Raw genomic sequence first — 15879 nt, 5'->3', positions numbered from 1 at the left:
GCGCAGCTTGCGGCGTGTCGTTCGACCGCTGCAGCATGGGAGGGTGCGTCCATGGCCACTCTGTATTCCGAAAACATCGCAAAAGTAGGACGGCACGTATTCGGCGAGGCTGCCCGAGTTCCGATTCGTAAAATCGAACTGTCCGACCTGGGCGAGGCGCTGCGCCTGGGGTGGGAAGATTTCAAGGCAATGCCGAGTCACGCGGTTGTGGTGTGCGTGATTTATCCCGTTCTCGGTATTGCCCTGTTCAGAATGGTCCTCGGCTACTCGGTGCTGCCGCTGCTGTTTCCGCTGGCTGCCGGGTTTGCCTTGATTGGACCTTTTGCCGCGATTGGCCTTTACGAGCTCAGCCGTCGTCGCGAACGCGGCGAGGAGGTCAGCGTATCGGATGCGCTTCACGTCCTGCGCGCTCCGGCTTTCGGCGCCATGCTCGAGCTCGGCGTGCTCCTGCTCGTTCTGTTCGGGGCCTGGATCGGGGTAGCGAATGCCATCTACGTTGAAATCTTCGGTCACGCTCCGGCTGCAAGCATCCCCGATTTTGCGAGGCGCGTACTGACGACGCGGGACGGATGGTTGCTCATCATCGTCGGTTGCGGCGTTGGCTTCCTGTTCGCCGTGGCGGCGCTCTGTGTCAGCGTTGTGTCGTTTCCGTTGATGCTCGACCGCCATGCGACGGCGATCGATGCGATCCGCACGTCAGTGTGGGCTGTGATGAAAAATCCGGTTGCGATGGCCGGGTGGGGGCTGATCGTCGCCGCGCTGCTAGTGATCGGTTCGCTGCCGCTCTTCGTCGGCCTAGCCGTCGTTCTGCCGGTGCTCGGTCACGCCACTTGGCATTTATACCGGAAAGTCGTGGAGCCGAATCCCAACCCGCCGGAGGATCACCCGCACCTGCGGAAGGGACATCGCTACGCGGCGGATTTTCCGGCCGTTCTCTTCCCGTGGAGCCGTGAACGCGAACCGTAGCGACGAAACGCGAACCCGGGATCGCGCCTGCCGCCGGAATGATGGCCGGCGCTACTGCTTTGGCGGGATGAAGGTCGGACCGACGGTGCGGATCCTGTCCTTCTCGCCGGTCGCGGTGGCGGCCGTATCGACCGGAGGCGCTGCGGGAGCCGGCGCTCCGGCGGTGCCGACGGGTGCGGTGCCCTTCTTGGCGGACGGGGGCGGGGTGCTACCCTTCTGCCCGCGCTGCTGCATCCGCTTCGCGCTTTCTTCGGTGACGATGATGTCGCCCTGTTCGACCCCGGCGCGGTCGTCGACCGACTTCAGCGCTTCCGACCAGGTCTGGCCTGCAGCCTTGCAGGCGCAGGAGGGATTGAACTCGGTGCGGAATTTGAAGGCGTTCGGCAGCGACGAATAGGGCTGGCCGCTGATCGAGACCGCTTGGTTGATGTCCTCGCCGGGGTTGCGATAGGTGAACAGCATCGCTTCGGTCGCCGGGCAGAGCGCCTTGCAGGTCCGCTCGTCGTCCTGAAACCGCTGTTGATAGGTGGCGAACGACACCGGGAAATAGCCGCCGTCGCAGGTGCGGACGCAGACGGTCCGGAAGGTGCCGGACGGCGCCCCGAGATCGGCGCTCGGTGGCGGTAGCGTCGCGTTGTTGTTGCCGAACAGGCTGTCGATGAAATTGCCGGGGCCGCGCGCCGCCGCGGCATATTGCGGGCCGCAATTATTCTGCGCGAGCGCGAGCAACACCGAGCGGCGCTGGTTTTCGCGCTCATTGCCGCCGATCCCGCCGCTGCGCAGCCGCTCCAGGCTGGTGGTGATCTGGTCGAGATTGGCGCGCATCTGCTGAATCTGATTGTTCACGGGCCCGCACTCGGCGGAGCGGCCGCTGAACAGCGAGAAGAAGCCGGAGCTTTCGCAGCCCATCCGCTTGGCCTGCAGCGTCACGCGATCAAGCTCGGCCTGCTGTCTGCCCTGGGTTTCCTGATAGCGGCGGATCTGTTCATCCTTGGCGGGATCGCCGGTGCCGGCGCCGCGGTCGATTGTCGCCAATTGTCCTTCGAGGCGGATGCAGATCGGGTTTCCTTGCGCGTTCGGCGGCGGGTCCTGGCTCATCTGTGCCATCGCGTCCTGGGGCGACTGCGCCGCAGCGGGGACGCCCGTGGCGACACCGAGCAGGAGGGCGCAGGTCAGGACCCGAAGGGAAGGGGAAATGTTGCGAATTCGAGACATGTCCGGCCATTGAGGGCTGATCCGCGCGGCTAACCCAGCCAGATGGCGCGGCCATGGCAGCATTCTGCGGCCAAGGCTGCATCCAATAGCTGCTTCTCAGGGCAGCGTCACGTCGTTTCCACGGCACGGATGTGGCAAACGGGCCGTTGATTCTACGGACGATTCAGCCTTCGGCCGACCCGGCACGCGCTAGCGCTGGCAGGTGATCGCCACATATTCGCCGCATGACGGGCCCGTGCAGCGCTCGCCGCCGTCGGCTGGAACCGCGGCGGTAACCTCATTGGGCTCGACGCGGCGGTAGGCACTGGCCTGCGCAAATTCCCGTGACTGGCAAAAGGAGCGCGCGGCGTGGGCGCCGCATTTGTGCCCTTCGGCGAGGCACTCGTCGACGCCGTAACCGTCGGCCTGGTTGGCCACGATGAAGACACGGCTATCCGCGGAAGCGGCCGAACTGGCGGCAAGCAGGAAGGCACTGGCAAGGAGTGCGGAGGGAAGTCGCATGGGGAGACACCGGCAGGAGATGGGACTGCGCCAGAACTAGGCCCAAAGTGTTAATAATGATTAACCATGAGAGCCTTGGGACGGCAGCGATTGGCGGGATTTCGCGACCTGTTCGGCCCCAAATCAGGCACGAGCAAGGCCTTGACGGCGTCCCTCCGATACCGCAATGGTGGAACCATGAACGGCCTCCTCGCCATCTGCAGCATTTGCCGCGAGATTATTAGCTAGCGATTCGCTGGCTGAGGCCGTCTTTTCTCAAAAATTGAGATCATCGGACGCCCGGCCGGCAGCGTACCGGCTCTCGCATTCGCATGTTCTTGCGGCGAATGGGGGTGCGAATGCGAGAGCCGGTACGCTGCAAGAAATTAAAGTTTTAGTGCCGCCTGCGATTTGAAGTTCCTGAACGATCTCGCTGCTACTACTGCAGGAACTTCAAATCGCCCGCGGCACTGGGATGGGTTTTCCAATGGAACTGCGCCTCTACGATACGTTGACCAAGGAGAAGCGGCCGTTCGTGCCGCTCGATCCGAAGAACGTGCGCATGTATGCGTGCGGACCGACGGTCTACGACTTCGCCCATATCGGCAACGGCCGCGCGGCGATCGTGTTCGACGTGCTGTTCCGTGTGCTGCGCCATCGCTACGGCGCCGCTCACGTGACCTATGTCCGCAACATCACCGACGTCGACGACAAGATCAACGTCCGCGCCGCGCGCGACTATCCGGGCGTGCCGCTCAACGAGGCGATCCGCAAGGTCACCGAAGAGACCTACCAGCAGTATCAGGACGACGTCACCGCGCTGGGCTGCTTGCCGCCGACGGTGCAGCCGCGCGCGACCGAGCACATTCCGGAAATGCGGGCGATCATCGACAAGCTGGTCGCCGGCGGCTTTGCCTATGTCGCCGAGGACCACGTGCTGTTCTCGCCTTCAGCGATGAACGAAGCCAATTCGGTGATGCCGCGCTATGGCGCGCTGTCGAAACGTTCGCTCGACGAGATGATCGCCGGCGCGCGGGTCGACGTCGCCCCCTACAAGCGCGACAACACCGACTTCGTGCTGTGGAAGCCGTCGAAGCCGGGCGAGCCGTCATGGCCGTCGCCCTCCGGCATCAAGGTCGAGGGGCGTCCGGGCTGGCATATCGAGTGCTCGGCGATGGCCTGGAAGCATCTCGGTGAAAAGTTCGACATTCATGGCGGCGGCATCGACCTGGTGTTTCCGCACCATGAGAACGAGCTCGCGCAGACCTGCTGCGCCTTTCATTCCGACCGCATGGCGAATGTCTGGATGCACAATGGCTTCCTGCAGATCGAGAGCGAGAAGATGTCGAAATCGCTCGGCAACTTCTTCACGATCCGCGACATGCTGGCCGATTGGCCGGGCGAGGTGCTGCGTCTCAATATGCTGAAGACGCATTATCGCTCGCCGCTCGACTGGACGCTGAAGGGGGCGGAAGAGAGCGCGAAGACGCTCGACGATTGGTACGCGGTCGCGGCTGACGCCGGGAACGGCGCGCCGTCGGCGGCCATGGTCGAGGCGCTCTATGACGACCTCAACACGGCGCAGGTCATGGCGGTCTTGCACGGCCTGCGCCATGCGGCGGCCTCGGGCGGTGAGCGCGAGCGGAGCGAGTTTGCCGCCTCGCTTCGGCTGCTCGGCTTCCTCTCGGTGAGCGCGGCCGAATGGAAGGGGCGCAAGCAGCAGGCGAGCGGTATCGATGCGGATGAGGTCGACCGCCTGATCGCGGAACGCACGGCTGCTCGGGCGCGAAAGGACTTCAAGGAATCCGACCGCATCCGTGATCAGCTTGCTGCGATGGGCGTTGCGATCAAGGACGGCAAGGATGCCGATGGAAAACCCGTGACCACGTGGGAGATCGCGTGATGGACAAACCCGATACGCCGTTCCCCAAACATTGGCTCTATTATATCGCGCTGAAGATCGCACTGATTGCCGGCGCCGTGGCGCTGGTGACCAGACTGTATGGATTGTGGTAGCGACGATGGGACAGGCATTGCCCAAACCCGGCCTGCGGCCGTTTCTGCCGGCGGATGTGCCGATGCTGGCGGCGATCTTCGTTGCCGCCATCGAGGGGCTGACCGGCGACGACTACGGCGAGGCGCAGCAGGAAGCCTGGGCGGCGGCCGCCGAGGACGAAGCCGCCTTCGGCAAGAAGCTCGCCGGGCAGTTGACGCTGATCGCGACCGTTCAGAACGCGCCGGTCGGCTTTGCCTCGCTGAAAGGGGCCGACCATATCGACATGCTGTTCGTCCATCCGAGCGTGGCCGGGCAGGGCGTTGCGACCATGCTGATCGATGCACTTGAGAAGCTTGCCGGCGCGCGAGGTGTCAAAACCCTGACGGTCGACGCCAGCGACACCGCCGAGCCGCTGTTCCGCAAGCGCGGCTATACGCCCAAGCAGCGCAACACCGTTTCGCTCAATGGCGAATGGCTCGCCAACACCACGATGCAGAAGGTGCTGGCGACGAACGCCGCGCCGGGAGCGCCACAATGAGCCGCGAACGCCTCTATCTCTTCGACACCACGCTGCGCGACGGCGCGCAAACCAACGGCGTCGACTTCACGCTGCACGACAAGCGGATCATCGCCCAGATGCTCGACGAGCTCGGCATTGACTATGTCGAGGGCGGCTATCCCGGCGCCAATCCGACCGACACGGAGTTTTTTTCTGCGAAGCCGAAGTTCGGACACGCCAAATTCACCGCTTTCGGCATGACGCGGCGTCCAGGCCGCTCGGCCTCGAACGATCCGGGGCTGGCGGACCTGATCGCGGCCAAGGCCGATGCGATCTGCTTCGTCGCCAAATCCTCGGCCTATCAGGTGCGGGTGGCGCTCGAGGCCACCAACGAGGAAAACCTCGCTTCGATCCGCGACAGTGTCAGCGCGGCGAAGGCCGCGGGGCGCGAGGTGATGGTCGACTGCGAACATTTCTTCGACGGTTACAAGGAGAACGCCGATTTCGCGCTCGCCTGCGCCAAGGCGGCCCATGAGTCCGGCGCGCGCTGGGTGGTGCTGTGCGACACCAATGGCGGCACCATGCCGCATGAGATCGAAACCATCGTCCGCGCTGTTACAGAACACATCCCGGGCAGCCATGTCGGCATCCACGCCCATAACGACACCGAGCAGGCGGTGGCCAATTCGCTGGCTGCCGTGCGCGCCGGCGCGCGGCAGATTCAGGGCACGCTGAACGGGCTTGGCGAGCGTTGCGGCAACGCCAATCTCTGCTCGCTGATCCCGACGCTCAGCCTGAAAAACGAATTTGCCGACGCCTTCGAGATCGGCGTCACGCCGGAGAAGATGGCGACGCTGATGACGGTGTCGCGCACGCTCGACGACATGCTCAACCGCGCGCCGAACCGTCATGCGCCTTACGTCGGCGAAAGCGCCTTTGTGACCAAGACCGGCATTCATGCTTCGGCGGTCATGAAGGACCCGCAGACCTATGAACACGTATCGCCTGAATCGGTCGGCAACCACCGCAAGGTGCTGGTCTCAGATCAGGCCGGTCGCTCCAACGTGATGGCCGAACTCGACCGCGCCGGCATCCCGTACGAGAAGAGCGATCCAAAGCTCGCTCGGCTAGTCGAGGAACTGAAGGAGCGGGAGGCGGCGGGCTACGCCTATGAGTCCGCCAACGCCTCGTTCGACCTTTTGGCGCGGCGCACGCTCGGCAAGGTGCCGGAATATTTTGAGGTCGAGCAGTTCGACGTCAATGTCGAGCAGCGCTACAACGCCAACGGTCAGCGCGTCACGGTGGCGCTTGCGGTGGTGAAGGTCGACGTCGCCGGCGAGCGGCTGATCTCGGCGGCGGAAGGCAATGGCCCGGTCAACGCGCTCGACGTCGCCCTGCGCAAGGACCTCGGCAAGTACCAGAAGTATATCGATGGGCTGAAGCTGATCGATTACCGCGTCCGTATCCTCAATGGCGGCACGGAGGCGGTGACGCGGGTGCTGATCGAGAGCGAGGACGAAAACGGCGACAGCTGGACCACCGTCGGCGTCTCACCCAACATCATCGATGCCTCGTTCCAGGCGCTGATGGATTCGGTGGTCTACAAGCTGGTGAAGTCAGGCGCGCCGGCGTGAGTGATTGAGGCAGTCATTCCGGGGCGCGAAGCGAATTATGGTGCGCAGGTGCGCACCTGAGAATCTCGAGATTCCGGGTTCGATGCTACGCATCCGGAATGACGGGGAAAGAGCAGGGGCCACTCCATGATCGATCACATCTCCGTCGGCGTCGCCGATCTCGAACGCGCCGCGCGCTTCTATGAAGCCACCCTCGCAGCGCTCGGCCTTACGCGCCTCGTCACTCGTCCGGCCACCGTCGGCTTCGGTAAGGCATATCCCGAATTCTGGATCAACCTGCGCGCCGGCATGGCGCCGGTGCCGCCCGAGAGCGGCACCCACATCTGTCTGCGCGCGAAAATGACCGGCGAGGTCGACGCTTTTCATGCCGCCGCACTCGCCGCCGGCGGCCGTTCCGACGGCACGCCGGGCATTCGGCCGCACGACCGCGTGAAATATTACGCCGCCTTCGTCATCGACCCCGATGGCAACCGCATCGAAGCCGTGACGTTTCCGAGCGAATGAAATCGTAGGCTACAGCTTCTGCGCCAGCTCCGGCGCCATCTCCTTGGTGCCCGCCGGCGCCCGTGCTGCGGCGGCGCGCAGGCGCGGCAGCACGTCTTCGATCCGGTCGGCCTTGAGAACGTCGACCTCGAACGGCGGACGGATGAATTTGGTCTCACGCATATGCGCCAGCAGCGCGAACAGCGGTTCCCAGAAGCCGTCGATATTGGCGAGCAGTACCGGCTTGGAGTGACGGCCGAGCTGCTGCCACGTGACCTGCTCGACCAGCTCTTCCAGCGTGCCGACGCCGCCGGGCAGCGCCACGAACGCATCGGAATGCTCGAACATCAGCCGCTTGCGCTCATGCATGTCAGGCGTGACGATCATTTCCTGGACATGCGTCAACATATGTTCGCGAGATCGCAAGAAATCCGGAATGATCCCGGTGACCAGGCCGCCGTGATTGAGCGTGGACTCGGCGACAGCGCCCATTAGGCCGACCGATCCGCCGCCATAGACGAGGCGGATCTTGTTCTCGGCAAAGATCTTTCCCAGGGCTTGGGCAGCTTCGACAAAGCGGGGATTGGAACCAGGGCCGGAGCCGCAATAGACACAGACAGTTTTGATTTGATCCATCCCCTTCATGTGGCACCGCACCCAATAAACCTCAAGTCCGACTACCTTACGCTGGTGCAGCAGAAATAGGCCCGAAATCCAACCAAACGGGGGAAAGATTTATCTTTCAAGGCTGTACGGGAGAGGTAAAGGCTTTATATGACGGGCCTATGCAGACTACCGAAACTTCCCCAGGGGTGACCGCTACGCCGCCTCGCCGTGGGCGCGACGCCCATGGCTGACGTTGATTCGCACCCGCATGCCACCGCCCCGTCAGGCGTTTCCCCTGATGAAAAGGCGACCCTGATCGGGACGCTGGCGCATCTGTGGCCCTATATCTGGCCCGGCGACCGCACCGATCTGAAGATGCGCGTGGTCTGGTCGATGGTGCTGCTGCTTGCGGCCAAGCTCGCGACGCTGACGGTGCCCTTCACCTTCAAATGGGCGATCGACGCGCTGAACGGCATGGGCAGTGCGCCGGTCGAGCCGTCGAACTGGATGCTGTGGCTGATCGCCTCGCCCTTGCTGATGACCGCGAGCTATGGCGCGGTGCGCGTGCTGATGGCGGTGCTGACGCAGTGGCGCGACGGCATCTTTGCGCGCGTCGCGATGCATGCGGTGCGCAAGCTCGCTTATATCACCTTCGTCCACATGCACGAATTGTCGCTGCGCTTTCACCTGGAGCGCAAGACCGGCGGCCTGACGCGCGTGCTGGAGCGCGGCCGCACCGGCATCGAGGTGATCGTGCGGATGGTGATCCTGCAACTGATCCCGACCATCGTCGAGGTCTCGCTCCTGATGGCGGTGCTGCTCTGGCAGTTCGACTGGCGCTACGTGCTGGTCACCGCCGTCACCGTCGTGATCTACATGTACTACACATACCTCGCGACCGAATGGCGGATCGAGATCCGCCGCAAGATGAACGATTCCGACACCGAAGCGAATACCAAGGCAATCGACTCGCTGCTCAACTACGAGACAGTGAAATATTTCAGCGCCGAGGCGCGCGAGGCCGAACGCTACGACCGCTCGATGGAGCGCTACGAGCGCAACAGCGTTAAGACCTATACCTCGCTCGCCGTGCTCAACACGGGGCAGGCGATCATCTTCACCTTCGGCCTCACCGCGACCATGCTGATGTGCGCGCTCGGGGTGCGCCATGGCACCAACACGGTCGGCGATTTCGTCATGGTCAATGCCATGATGATCCAGCTCTACCAGCCCCTGAATTTCATGGGCATGGTCTATCGCGAGATCAAGCAGGCGATCATCGACATCGAGAAGATGTTCAATGTGCTGTCGCGCAATCCGGAGATCAAGGATGCGGAAGGCGCTGCGCCGCTCGTGGTCAGCGCGGGGGCCGTGCGCTTCGACGATGTGCGCTTTGCCTATGATCCAGAGCGGCCGATCCTCAAGGGGCTGAGCTTCGAGGTGCCGGCCGGCAAGACGGTCGCGATCGTCGGGCCCTCCGGCGCCGGCAAATCGACGATCTCGCGGCTATTGTTTCGGTTATACGACGTCTCCGCGGGCCGCATCCTGATCGACGGCCAGGATATCCGGGATGTCACGCAGGCGAGCCTGCGCGCCTCCATCGGCATGGTGCCGCAGGATACCGTGCTGTTCAACGACACCATCCGCTACAACATCCGCTATGGCCGCTGGGACGCCAGCGATGCCGAGGTCGAAGAGGCGGCGCAGCTGGCGCAGATCGACAGTTTTATCCGCCATTCGCCGAAGGGCTATGAGACCCAGGTCGGCGAGCGCGGCCTGAAATTGTCCGGCGGCGAGAAACAGCGCGTGGCGATTGCGCGCACCGTGCTCAAAGCGCCGCCGATCCTGGTGCTGGATGAAGCGACGTCTGCGCTCGACAGCCACACCGAGCACGAAATCCAGGAGGCACTGGAGCGCGTGTCGCGCGGCCGGACCTCGCTTGTGATCGCGCACCGGCTGTCGACCATCGTTGGCGCCGACGAAATTATCGTGCTGGATCAAGGGCGCATCGCCGAGCGCGGCACCCATGTCAGGCTTCTGGCCGCTGGCGGGCTGTATGCCAGCATGTGGAACAGGCAGCGGGAAGCCGAGGCCGCGCGCGAAAAACTCGCGCAGATCGACGACGAGAATGCGGCGCCGAACCGCGCCCCGCCGCAGGTCGAAGATCCGCTCGACGACGGGCCGAAGGGGCCGCCCGGAGGCGGACCCAAAGATTCCTTGGCAACCGCCGCGGAATAATCCAAAACCAGCGCCATTTCCTTGAGTAGCCAAGCAGCCAGCCAGCAGTGAGCCTCGATGTCGATTGCGAATTCCATCCGCGCGCAGATCCCGCCGATCCATCCCGAAGGCTATCCCTTCATCGGCGGCTTTGCGCTGGTCAGCCTGATCCTGTTCTGGATCTGGACGCCGCTCGGCTGGATCGGCACCATCCTGACCGTCTGGTGCGCACTGTTCTTCCGCGACCCCGTGCGCGTGACGCCGGTACGCGACGGCATCGTGGTGTCCCCGGCCGACGGCCGCGTCTCGATGATCGCGCAGGTGCTGCCGCCAGCCGAGCTCGGTCTCGGCGACCGGCCGCTGCCGCGCGTCTCGATCTTCATGAGCGTGTTCAACTGCCACGTGAACCGCAGCCCCGTGGCGGGCCGCATCGACCGCATCGCCTACCGGCCCGGCGCCTTCATCAATGCCGAACTCGACAAGGCCAGCGAAGACAATGAGCGTAATTCGCTTGTCATCTCGACCACCAACGGGCGGATCGGCGTGGTCCAGATCGCCGGCCTGGTGGCGCGGCGGATTGTCTCATTCGTGCGCGAGGGGCAGTCGATCGGTGCCGGCGAGCGGTTCGGCCTGATCCGTTTCGGCTCACGGCTGGACGTCTACCTGCCCGAGGGCACCAAAGCGCTGGTTTCCGAGGGCCAGACCGCGATTGCCGGCGAGACGATTTTGGCCGATTTCGGGCTGAACGAGCACGGCCGGACGTTCCGCGCCGATTAACCGCCATTGTGCGTTGCCCAGGGGAAGCCGCCACCAATGGCGAAGCGGGTCGCCGCTTGCTATATAATGGCTGGCATGCTGATCCCGGATCCCAAATACCCTGAACTGCGCCGCCGCCGGTTTCGCCCGATCCCGGTGCGGATGCTGGTGCCCAATGTCATCACGCTGCTGGCGATCTGCGCCGGCCTGACGGCGATCCGCCTGTCGATCGAAGGGCGGATGGAGCTTGCGGTCGCCGCGATCGTCTTCGCGGCGGTACTTGATGGCGTGGATGGGCGCGTCGCGCGCATGATCAAGGGCCAGTCGAAATTCGGCGCCGAGCTCGACAGCCTGGCGGACTTCGTCAATTTCGGCGTCGCCCCGGGCCTGATGCTGTATTTCTGGCAGCTGCACGAATTGAACAATGGCGGCTGGATCGCGGCCATGGTGTTTGCGATCGCCGGCGGCCTGCGGCTGGCGCGCTTCAACGCCTCGATCGACGATCCGAACAAGCCGGCCTTTGCGGCGAATTATTTCACCGGCGTGCCGGCGCCGGCCGGCGCCATCCTGGCGATGCTGCCATTTTATCTGGCGTTTCTCGGCGTCCCAAAGCCGCCGGCCATGCTGACCGCCGGCTACACGCTGCTGATCGCGTTCCTGATGGTGTCGCGCCTGCCGGTGTTCTCCGGCAAGACGGTGAAGATGCGGGTGCCGCCGGAATTGGTGCTGCCGGTCTTCGTCTCCGTCGTGTTCTTCGTCGCGCTACTGATCGGCTATCCCTGGCACATCCTGTCGATCGGCTCGGTCCTCTATCTCCTGAGCCTGCCCTGGGGCTGGAAGTCCTACCGCGACCACGAGCGCAACGCTGCCGCCACGCAGCCGGCCGCAACAGCCGATGCTGCCGCGCCGTCAGCGCCGGCGCAGGCCTTTGCGCCGTCTTCCGGTGATGGCGAGGACGAGCGGCCGGCGCGGCTCAACTAACCTCCGACATAGCTGCAGAGAACCACCGTCCCTCATGTCCCGGACGCGGTGCGACACGAAGTGCTGCGCCGCGTCCGGGGCACGAGCTCGCAGCCGGGGATCGCCCGCAAACCTGCATTCCATTTTTTGCTGATCGCGCTCTTCTCGGCTATACGGCATGCTGACGCGCGGCTTTCCAACATGGCCGGCACAAGAACAATCAGGAGAGAACGCCGTGAACAAAGCCGTTACCGCACCATTGCCTGCTCCCGTCCTCGAGGCGCTGGCGCGCTATGACACCCCGACCATCTGCAATGCGATGGAGATCGTCGCGCCCGAGCGCCGCCTGATCGGCTACACCACCAAGCCGCTGGTTTGCCCGTTCCCGGACCTGCCGCCGATGGTCGGCTACGCCAGAACCGTGACGATCCGCTCGGTGCTCAAATCCACGCTGCCGCCCGCCGAGCAGGCCAAGCGCCGCATCGACTATTACGAGTATGTCGGCACTGGCTTCGGCCCGCGCATCACCGTGATCCAGGATATTGATGGCGCCGACGTCGGCTACGGGGCGTTCTGGGGCGAGGTGCAGAGCAACGTCCACAAGGCGCTCGGCTGCCTCGGCGTCATCACCGACGGCTCGATCCGCGACATCCCGCAATGGGCGCCGGGCTTCCAGGCGCTGGCCGGCTCGATCGGCCCGTCGCATGCCTGGGTCCACGCCGAACACTGGGGCGGTGAAGTGCGGGTCGCCGGCATGACCGTGCATTCCGACGATCTCATCCACGCCGATCAGCACGGCGCCATCGTGATCCCCATCGACATCGCCGCGAAGATCCCGGAAGCCGCCGAACTCTGCGGCAGGCGCGAAACGCCGATCCTGGAAATCGCGCGCAGCCCCGACTTCTCGCTCGAAAAACTGAAAGAGGCGCTGAAGCGCTCGGCGGAGATCCACTAACGAGAGGCTGAATTCAGCAACAGGCAAGGGGGATGCCATGAGAGGATTTTGGGCGGCGTTGTCGTTGTTGATCCTCTCAGGCATTGCGGTTGCGGAAGCGCAAACCTTTCCCTCCCGCCCGCTCACGCTGATCGTGCCGTTCCCGCCGGGCGGTTCGACCGACACCGCCGCCCGTATCATGGGCGAGCGGATGCGCACCACGCTCGGCCAGTCCGTCGTGATCGAGAATGTCGGCGGCGCCGGCGGCAGCATCGGGGTCGGCCGTGTCGCGCGCGCGGCGCCCGACGGCCACACCTTCGACATCGGGCAATGGGACACCCATGTCGGCAGCATCATCTACAAGCTCGACTACGACCTTGAGAAGGATTTCGAGCCAATCGCACTGATCTCGAACAATCCACAATTGATGGTCGCGAAGAAGGACCTGCCGGCCAACACGCTTGGCGAGCTGGTCGCTTGGATGAAGGACAACCCCGGCAAGATCAACTTCGTCAACCAGAACGCCGCGGCGCACGTCACCGGCGTGCTGTTCGAGAAGTTGACCAAGCAGAAGGTGCAGTTCATTCCCTATCGCGGCGCGGGACCTGCGATGACCGATCTCGTCTCCGGCACGGTCGATCTTCTGGTGGTGCAGGGTGCCGTGGCGCTGCCGCAGATCCGCGCCGGCAAGATCAAGGCGCTCGCCAATCTCTCGGCGGCGCGCTCGGCTTCGATGCCCGATATTCCGACCTCGGACGAGAGCGGGATTGCCGGCCTCTATATGTCCGGCTGGTTCGGCTTCTGGGCGCCGAAGGGCACGCCGAAGGACGTCATCGCCAAGCTCAATGCGGCGACGACGGAAGCGCTGGCCGATCCCGCGATCCAGAAGCGCTTTTCCGAACTCGGCCTCGACGTAGCTCCTCGCGCGCAGCAGACCCCGGAGGGGCTGACCGCTTTCCAGAAGGCCGAGATCGAAAAATGGTGGCCGATCATCAAGTCCGCGGGCATCGGTGCGCAGGCGCAGTAGGTAGCCACTCGCAAGGTTCGGGCCCCGGACGCAGTGCAGCGCGCAAGCGATGCACTGCAGAGCCGGGGCCTACGCGGTGAGCTGGGTCCCGGCTCTGCGCAGCAGCGTGAAGAACGCTGCACCGCGTCCCGGACAAGATGCGAGACCCGCGCACTTCCTCCTGGTTAGCAAATCCTGAAGCCGCGCCTTCCGTGGCCCCGCAATTTTACGATCCCTGTTTGAGTTTAACCTTTACGGCTCTTTAATCGCGCCGGTCGTAGGGTGCCTTCTGCGCAAGTTCCGGAATGGGCTGCGCGCCCGGTCAGGATGGCGGGCAATTCGCGTATGCGTTGGAGTTCAGAATGGATATCACCACGCTCGTTGGCCTGATTGCCGGCGCCATCGTATTGTCGACGCTGATCCTGATGGGCGGTGACTTCCGGATGTTCTACGACATCCACGCCGTCATCATCATCTTCGGCGGTTCGTCGGCGGCGACACTGATCCGCTTCCCGCTCAGCGCGATCCTGCACGGCATGCCGCTCGGCGCAAAATTCGCCTTCACCATGAGCCGGCTTTCGGCCCGCGACCTGGTCGACGAGCTGGCGCGTATCGCCGAGATCGCCCGCAAGCAGGGCCCGGTCGGGCTGGAAAAGGTCGAGACCGACGAGCCGTTCCTCGCCAAGGGCATCCGCTACGTCGCCGACGGCTACGACCTCGAATTTATCAGGGACAATCTGGAGCGCGATCGGGACAACTTCCTGATGCACCTCAACGAAGGCTCGAAGATCTACCGCGCGATCGGCGACTGCGCGCCGGCGTTTGGCATGATCGGCACGCTGCTTGGCATGGTGCAGATGTTCTCCAACATGTCGGACCCCTCCAAGCTCGGCCCCTTCATGGCGGTGGCGCTGCTGGCGACGCTCTACGGCGCGCTGGTGGCGAACCTGATCTGTCTGCCGATCGCCGACAAGCTGCACGGCAAGCTGATCGACGAAGAGACCAATCGCACGCTGATCATCGACGGCATCCTGATGATCCGCGATTCCAAGAGCCCGGCGCTGGTACGCGAAATGCTGCTGGCCTATCTGCCCGAAAAGCATCGCCACGAGGAAGGTGAACTGGTCGCGGCCTGATCGGCCGGGTCGCATCTGAGGCGCGGACGTAAAACGCATGGCCAAGAAAAAACGCGAAGAGGCACATGGCGGTCACGGTTGGTTCGTGACCTTCGCCGACCTGATGGCGCTGCTCCTGTCGTTCTTCGTCATGCTGGTGGCGTTCTCCAGCCAGGACCAGCAGAAGCTCAAGATCGTCGCCGGCTCGATGCGCGAAGCATTTGGCGTGCAGACCGAGTCGCGGCATTCGGGCATCGTCGAATCCGATGGCCTGCCGACGCGGCCGAAGCTGAAGAACGTCGCGCATATCCCGCCTGAGGAAGCCTCCAATACGCCGACGCCTGATGACAAGGACCATCAGAAGGAAACGGGCGCCCGCCTGAAGGTCGACCGCGAGTTCGCGCTCGCCGCCGCCTCGTTGCGCCAGGCGCTACAGGACATGCCGGAACTGACCGAAATGTCCAAGCACATCATGTTCGAAGAGACCAAAGAGGGCCTCAACCTCGAAATCGTCGATCAGGACGGACGATCGATGTTCGCCGACGGCTCCAAGGTGCCGTTTGACCGCACCCGCCGCTTGATCCAGAAGCTGGCGATTCCGCTGAAGGCGACGCCGCTGCGGATCAACATCATGGGCCATACCTCGGCCGGCTTCGTGCCGTCGCGCGGCGAATATGGCGCGTTCGACCTGTCGGCCGACCGTGCCAACGTGGTTCGCCAGATCCTCGAGCGCGAAGGCCTGCCCGCATCCCACATCTATGCGGTCGGCGGCCGGGCCGACAGCCAGCCGCTGTTTCCCGACGATCCGACCCTGCCTGCCAACCGTCGCGTCACCATCACACTGATGCGCGAAAATCCGCCGCTTCCGCCGAATCTGAAGCCGTAAGCGTAGTTACCATAATACCATCTTGCCAATTCGATGGAATCTGTTTTGCGTAAGCTCCGCGTCGCCAGCGGTGCTATGCTTGCCCGATGATTGACAGGCCGCACGGAAGCGTCGATAGCCGCGCGG

The 15879-nt window shown here is 64.0% G+C and carries 15 protein-coding genes; 12 read left to right on the top strand and 3 right to left on the bottom strand.

What is annotated here, in order from left to right:
- The first annotated feature begins 51 nt into the window (after positions 1-51).
- On the top strand, positions 52-966 hold the full coding sequence (locus RX331_RS22855; protein WP_317252161.1) for a DUF2189 domain-containing protein: 915 nt from the start codon (positions 52-54) through the stop codon (positions 964-966).
- Between the two features lie 51 nt (positions 967-1017).
- On the opposite strand, the gene RX331_RS22850 is transcribed toward RX331_RS22855, so the two are convergent.
- Both RX331_RS22850 and RX331_RS22845 read right to left on the bottom strand, forming a co-directional pair.
- Positions 1018-2181, bottom strand: coding sequence for a DUF2865 domain-containing protein (locus RX331_RS22850; RefSeq protein WP_317252160.1), 1164 nt, complete (start codon positions 2179-2181; stop codon positions 1018-1020).
- Positions 2182-2370: 189 nt separating this feature from the next.
- The gene (locus RX331_RS22845; RefSeq protein WP_317252159.1) at positions 2371-2682 is read right to left on the bottom strand and encodes a hypothetical protein; all 312 of its coding nucleotides are present in this window, start codon (positions 2680-2682) and stop codon (positions 2371-2373) included.
- A gap of 466 nt (positions 2683-3148) precedes the next feature.
- Between RX331_RS22845 and cysS the strand changes: the two genes are divergently transcribed.
- The 4 genes from cysS (at position 3149) to RX331_RS22825 (ending at position 7294) form a co-directional block, all read left to right on the top strand.
- The gene (cysS, locus tag RX331_RS22840; RefSeq protein WP_317252158.1) at positions 3149-4564 is read left to right on the top strand and encodes a cysteine--tRNA ligase; all 1416 of its coding nucleotides are present in this window, start codon (positions 3149-3151) and stop codon (positions 4562-4564) included.
- A 118-nt stretch (positions 4565-4682) separates the two neighbouring features.
- Entirely contained in the window at positions 4683-5195 is a 513-nt protein-coding gene (locus RX331_RS22835; protein ID WP_317252157.1) for a GNAT family N-acetyltransferase, read from the top strand.
- Positions 5192-6790: a citramalate synthase gene (gene cimA, locus RX331_RS22830; protein WP_317252156.1), complete on the top strand. Its 1599-nt coding sequence runs from the start codon at positions 5192-5194 to the stop codon at positions 6788-6790. The genes RX331_RS22835 and cimA overlap by 4 nt, the downstream gene beginning before the upstream one ends.
- A gap of 126 nt (positions 6791-6916) precedes the next feature.
- On the top strand, positions 6917-7294 hold the full coding sequence (locus RX331_RS22825) for a VOC family protein (RefSeq protein WP_317252155.1): 378 nt from the start codon (positions 6917-6919) through the stop codon (positions 7292-7294).
- A 9-nt stretch (positions 7295-7303) separates the two neighbouring features.
- On the opposite strand, the gene RX331_RS22820 is transcribed toward RX331_RS22825, so the two are convergent.
- On the bottom strand, positions 7304-7909 hold the full coding sequence (locus tag RX331_RS22820) for a TIGR00730 family Rossman fold protein (RefSeq protein ID WP_317252154.1): 606 nt from the start codon (positions 7907-7909) through the stop codon (positions 7304-7306).
- A gap of 213 nt (positions 7910-8122) precedes the next feature.
- On the opposite strand from RX331_RS22820, the gene RX331_RS22815 reads away from it, so the two are divergent.
- From RX331_RS22815 to RX331_RS22785, 7 genes are all read left to right on the top strand, one after another.
- Positions 8123-10117, top strand: a complete 1995-nt coding sequence (locus RX331_RS22815; protein ID WP_317252153.1) for an ABC transporter ATP-binding protein/permease — start codon at positions 8123-8125, stop codon at positions 10115-10117.
- A gap of 57 nt (positions 10118-10174) precedes the next feature.
- Positions 10175-10873: a phosphatidylserine decarboxylase gene (locus RX331_RS22810; protein ID WP_317252152.1), complete on the top strand. Its 699-nt coding sequence runs from the start codon at positions 10175-10177 to the stop codon at positions 10871-10873.
- A gap of 75 nt (positions 10874-10948) precedes the next feature.
- Entirely contained in the window at positions 10949-11833 is an 885-nt protein-coding gene (locus RX331_RS22805; RefSeq protein WP_317252151.1) for a phosphatidylcholine/phosphatidylserine synthase, read from the top strand.
- 262 nt (positions 11834-12095) lie between these two features.
- Complete coding sequence (locus tag RX331_RS22800) at positions 12096-12767, top strand: RraA family protein (RefSeq protein WP_410708303.1); 672 nt, start codon at positions 12096-12098, stop codon at positions 12765-12767.
- Between the two features lie 37 nt (positions 12768-12804).
- Positions 12805-13773, top strand: a complete 969-nt coding sequence (locus tag RX331_RS22795) for a Bug family tripartite tricarboxylate transporter substrate binding protein (protein WP_317252150.1) — start codon at positions 12805-12807, stop codon at positions 13771-13773.
- 341 nt (positions 13774-14114) lie between these two features.
- Complete coding sequence (locus tag RX331_RS22790) at positions 14115-14888, top strand: motility protein A (RefSeq protein ID WP_283028368.1); 774 nt, start codon at positions 14115-14117, stop codon at positions 14886-14888.
- Between the two features lie 37 nt (positions 14889-14925).
- Positions 14926-15753 carry a flagellar motor protein MotB gene (locus tag RX331_RS22785; RefSeq protein WP_317252149.1) on the top strand — a complete coding sequence of 276 codons (828 nt, stop codon included), beginning with the start codon at positions 14926-14928 and terminating at the stop codon, positions 15751-15753.
- Positions 15754-15879 lie beyond the last annotated feature (126 nt).

The sequence above is a fragment of the Bradyrhizobium sp. BWA-3-5 genome (assembly GCF_032917985.1).
GTDB lineage: Bacteria > Pseudomonadota > Alphaproteobacteria > Rhizobiales > Xanthobacteraceae > Bradyrhizobium.
The sequence above is the reverse complement of the archived record's forward strand: the minus strand, read 5'-3'. Positions and strand labels throughout refer to the sequence as shown.